Consider the following 4,579-nt stretch of genomic DNA (forward strand, 5'->3'; position numbering starts at 1 on the left):
TAGTCTCGGTCATGGCGTATCGCTCTCCTCGAGAGGTTCTGGCAGGCTCGTCACCCGCCTCGATACGCCGCCTTCCTCACACCGTCATCACCCAGATTCCGCCATAGCTCCTAAAACCCCGCCGAAGCCCTTTAGGGGCTTTGCATTGCGCGGGTGCGCTAACCGACGCTGCCGGATTTCCGAGAGAAAGCGTTGCGTTTATGACGGCGTATCTCGATCGCAGTGCCGCTCAGTTCAAGAAGACCGTGGGCTCGCTCGCATGGGGCAGCTTTGCCTGGTTTGCTGCGGAGCCTGATCACTTGGTCGAACTGATCGACGGTAGCAGCGGACCGCTCTGCAAATTGAAGCCATAGCGCCTTACCTACCCGAGCCAACCCGACCCACAGACCAACACTCCCGGCGGCAATCGGTTGGTGTCTAAATACAGACAATGACTTTCGTAGCATGCGGAGCATCGCTCTATTGAAAGTTGTGCCGCGGTCGGTGAGAATGTGCCGAGGGGAGAGGCCATGGTTTTCAAATTCAGTGATACTGCGCCTTTGGGCGACAATTTTGCAGCATACAGTGCAGAGCTTGAACAGTTGGACTCGACGCTTGGACCTGTTCTAGCGACCCGGCTCAATGATCTCGCCGCCGGTGCGGAGCCGGCGCTGATTTGGGACGAGCTTCTCGCTGCGCTAGCGAAAACGCCGAAGGCACCATGAGCGGCTGGTTTTTGGAACGCCTCGAGATCGAGGGTGTACGCGGCATCAACAATGAGGGTGATCCTCTGGTGTTGAGTTTCGCGCACGATGCCGTCAACTCCGTTTCCGCGCCCAACGGCGTCGGCAAGAGCTCTATCTTTGACGCACTCACATACGCATTGCGCAAGAAGATTCCGAAGCTCGACGAGCTGCCGGCGACGGAAAGCGGTGATTCTTACTACTTGAACCGCTTTCATTCAAAAAACACGGGAACGATTCGTTTGACCGTGCGGCCAGACGGCGGAGGGGCGCCCGTTTCGCTCACCATAACCCGCAACGCCCTCGGCGTTCGCAAGGTGACTTCCCCAGCCAACATCGACGGCGAGAAGCTTCTGGAGTCCCTCAACCGCGATTTCGTCCTGCTCGACCACAAGACGCTGCAGTCCTTCATCGATGATAAGGCCCTCGACAGGGGGCGAGCCTTTGCGGGCTTGCTTGGACTCGCCGCATACTCGACCCTGCGTCAGGTACTGCAAGGGCTTGCCAACACGCGAGCCTTCAACAACCACTTCGAGGTTAAAGTCCTGACGCAACAGGAAACCTCCTTGAAGGCAACGATTGCCAAGCAGCAGGCTGAGGCGGTCGCGGCGTTTCAGTTACTGACGCAGACCTCTCTCCATGAGCAGAAAGATCACGCGGCTGCGATCGCAAAGGCACATGATGCGTTGCATCAGATCGCGGTTCTCATGCCGCACTGCGCTGGCAAGAGCTTTGCTGATATAGCACTCGACGACTGCGTGGAGTCGATCAAGAAGGCTGAAGGAGGCGATGGTCCGGCGCGCCTGGCTACGTTGCGACGCCAGGAGACCACGTACACAAGCCAAATCTCGATGGGACCAACCGATGCGGACCATCAGCAACTGCTCGCTCTCGCGCAACAGCGCGACACTACGCTGTCAAAGACAGCTGGCCGGTTGCTGAAGGATCTTTACGCCGCGAGCCGCGCCGTTCTTGTGGATGAGTGTTGGCCGAACAAGAACAAGTGCCCGGCTTGCGAGCATGAAGGCTCCGGACCTTTGCTTCCCGACTTGGAGGTGCGCCTGGCCGCTTTCCAAGAGCTCGAGGACTGCACGGTCAACATCGATGCCGAATGGAAGGCAAAGTCGTGGAGCGATTTGCGCAAGCTGGAGGAGGCCCATGCGGTCAAGGATGAGAAGCTCCTTTTCGCCAATCTGGCCCATAGGCCCGAATTGGCTCTAACCGCGGCGAACGTTGCAGATCTTTGGACCTGGCGAAACACGTTGATCGACCGAGCGTCGGCGGCCCTCAAGGACGCAAAGACCAAGCGCGAGGCGCTGGAGAAGGAACTTCCGGCGTCCCTCGTTGCGGTCACGACCGCGGTTGAGGCCGCCAGACGCCTGCAGAAGGCTTGGAATGAAATCGAGGGCGCGCAGGCCTCTCTCACGAAAGTCACCGGCAAGCTTGCGGCCATCACGCGGATCAAGGCCTTCCTAGACCGGGCGAGTGAGACCTTCGCTACCGCGGAGGCGAATCTTTCCAAGCGCCGGTTGGCCGCCGTCGAGCCCCTGTGTCAGAAGTTCTTCGGCTCGATCATGTACCAGCCTGTCAAGCCGTCGCTGGCCAAGGCCGATGGTGCCGAGGCTCTTTCTATCGGTCTGTCCGAGTTTTTCACGCTCAAGAACGTGTCCGCGCAGGCGCTCCTCTCTGAGAGCTTCCGCAATGCGTTTGCCGTGTCGGTCTACCTGGCGGCGGCGACGCTTTATGGAGGCGAGCCGCGGTTCGTGGTTCTTGACGATGTGACCTCCAGCTTCGACGCGGGGCACCAATTCCACCTGATGGAGCTCATTCGTACCCAGTTTGCGCGTCCGATGCAGGCTGACGGGCCACAAGTCATTCTTCTGAGCCATGACACCCTCCTCGAGAAGCTTTTCAACCGCAACAGCGGCAGGGGTGGCGACATCAACGGTTGGAAGGGACAGCCCGCACGGCCGTGTTGCCGCAATCTGATGCGGTCAATCGTGTTCGTGATGCCACTTTGCGGTTCCTGCAGGCCGGCCAGATCGACGACGCGGCGCCGCGACTTCGTCAGTACCTGGAGCATCGGCTACTGGAGATCATCCAGAAAGTGAAAATCCCGGTCCCGATTGATTTCGCGCTCGACGACAACAATAAGCAGGTGGGCAATGCGGTGGCCGCGATCGAGGCGGCCGTGAAGTTGCACAAGGCCGCCGGCGATCTGATCCTGGATGCAGCACAGCAAGCGGGCCTACAGACTCATATGGCCAGTATCACCGGCAATTTCGTGGCCCACTACGCGACGGGGACGACCAACGCGTTCTCCAGCCCATCCTTGCAGGGCGTGATGCAAGCAATCGACACCTATGCCGAATGCTTCATGTGCGAGGATCCGCCTGGCAGCGGCACCAAGCGCTTCTACCGCTCACTGAATAAACGATGATGCGCCTTCATCGCCTTAGTTGAAGTCGGCGAATCCGCAGGTAGAATCCGAACTATGTCTACTTAGAAGGAGTGGCGACCAGCTATGTCTCCTGTCGGCGCCATGTATGTCGGCCGATCTAAGGAGTTTGAGAAGCTGAAATCTCTCCTGACTGGAGAATTTCCGCGAAGCGTCGTCGTGACGGGCCTGGGCGGGATTGGAAAGACGAGCTTTGTTCAAATGTTTGCCCGCGCCGCTGCGGATTTATTTCCCGACGGCGTGGAGTTCTTAAGTGCGCCACTCCACGAGGCCAGGGCGGCACAGCCCATTGGGCTACCGGCTCCCATCGTCGCCCGATTTCTGTTGGTAGTCGATGATCTCGACAGGGTGTCATGGGAAGCCCAGTCTCAGTTGATGAAGCAGCTTGACGAGGCTCACTTCCGGTATCCAAATCTGCGAAGCATCGTGATTTCACGTGTCCAACTCGCACGTATGTCCTCCGAGCAGATCGTGCTGGGCGGCCTGGATGAGCGAGAGTTCTACCTGCTCGCTAACAACGTCGCTGAGGAGATGGGGGCGTCCCTCCAGCTGCAAGACCTTCAACGGCTGCGAGAAATCTCACAGGGACACCCCGCAATTGTGAGTTTGGCACTGCAGGAGCTCCGCAGCGGTCGGAGCGATGCCATAGGTGAGATACTCCGTCACCTGCGAGGTTTTCGAGCAAATGGCCTTGTGGGGCCTGACGGCAGGCCGCTGAAGGGCGATTCCGAGCGGCAGGTCATTGTTGAGGTCAGCACGGCCAACGATGAGATCCTCAAGCTTCTGAGGGCCAAGCCAGAACTGGTGAGGAGCCTACCGCCCCGCAAGTTTGAAGAGTTGGTCGGAGAGATACTGGCCAAGATGGGCTACGAGATCACATTGACCCCCGAAAAGAGGGACGGTGGATTCGACATCTATGCCGCACGAAAAGAAGGATTAGGGCAATTCCTCTATTTGGTCGAATGCAAGCGATACGCTCCTACGCACAAAGTGGGAGTCGAGATCGTGCGATCGCTTCATGGGGTTCTTCAGGCCGAGCGAGCGACCGCCGGCGCAATCGTCACAACGTCATTCTTTACGTCAGGGGCCAGGGAATATCAGCAGCGCATTGAACACCAGATGCAGCTGCACGACTACATCACGCTCCAGACCTGGATAAAGGGATTCCCGCTCACTCGAAATTAGCGGACATATTTCGGATATTCCATAATCTATGTTATGCGAACGCAGATAGTTAAATAGAATCAACTGGATAGCGCTGCTAAGCTCCATAACACAAATGATCAAGGATCTAGCCCGTCCTATTCGTGAGAGTGCGGCTTTTGGGCCCGATTGATGCGGCCGCACATCTTGTCTGACGAGGCGCACAGGATTGCCTTCGGCTTTTCGCCGCCTGACG

The 4,579-nt window shown here is 58.1% G+C and carries 5 protein-coding genes; all 5 read left to right on the top strand.

Annotation, left to right across the window (positions count from 1 at the left end; translation table 11 throughout):
• The first annotated feature begins 140 nt into the window (after window positions 1-140).
• The 5 genes from QJT78_RS48765 to QJT78_RS48785 all read left to right on the top strand — a co-directional run bounded on the left by QJT78_RS48765 (window position 141) and on the right by QJT78_RS48785 (window position 4,365).
• Window positions 141-353, top strand: a complete 213-nt coding sequence (locus tag QJT78_RS48765; protein WP_080586911.1) for a BsuBI/PstI family type II restriction endonuclease — start codon at window positions 141-143, stop codon at window positions 351-353.
• A 156-nt stretch (window positions 354-509) separates the two neighbouring features.
• On the top strand, window positions 510-704 hold the full coding sequence (locus tag QJT78_RS48770) for a hypothetical protein (protein WP_157790354.1): 195 nt from the start codon (window positions 510-512) through the stop codon (window positions 702-704).
• Window positions 701-2,833, top strand: a complete 2,133-nt coding sequence (locus tag QJT78_RS48775; RefSeq protein WP_281460768.1) for an AAA family ATPase — start codon at window positions 701-703, stop codon at window positions 2,831-2,833. The genes QJT78_RS48770 and QJT78_RS48775 overlap by 4 nt, the downstream gene beginning before the upstream one ends.
• The gene (locus QJT78_RS48780; protein ID WP_212497671.1) at window positions 2,830-3,162 is read left to right on the top strand and encodes a hypothetical protein; all 333 of its coding nucleotides are present in this window, start codon (window positions 2,830-2,832) and stop codon (window positions 3,160-3,162) included. The genes QJT78_RS48775 and QJT78_RS48780 overlap by 4 nt, the downstream gene beginning before the upstream one ends.
• An 84-nt stretch (window positions 3,163-3,246) precedes the next feature.
• Window positions 3,247-4,365 carry a restriction endonuclease gene (locus QJT78_RS48785; RefSeq protein WP_281460769.1) on the top strand — a complete coding sequence of 373 codons (1,119 nt, stop codon included), beginning with the start codon at window positions 3,247-3,249 and terminating at the stop codon, window positions 4,363-4,365.
• Window positions 4,366-4,579 lie beyond the last annotated feature (214 nt).

This window comes from Bradyrhizobium sp. Mp27 (assembly GCF_029953005.1).
GTDB classification, from domain to species: Bacteria; Pseudomonadota; Alphaproteobacteria; order Rhizobiales; family Xanthobacteraceae; genus Bradyrhizobium; species Bradyrhizobium barranii.

Coding starts and splice junctions, on each gene's coding strand:
- QJT78_RS48770 (WP_157790354.1), top strand. CDS start 510: ATGGTTTTCAAATTCAGTGATACTGCGCCTTTGGGCGACAATTTTGCA.
- QJT78_RS48785 (WP_281460769.1), top strand. CDS start 3,247: ATGTCTCCTGTCGGCGCCATGTATGTCGGCCGATCTAAGGAGTTTGAG.
- QJT78_RS48775 (WP_281460768.1), top strand. CDS start 701: ATGAGCGGCTGGTTTTTGGAACGCCTCGAGATCGAGGGTGTACGCGGC.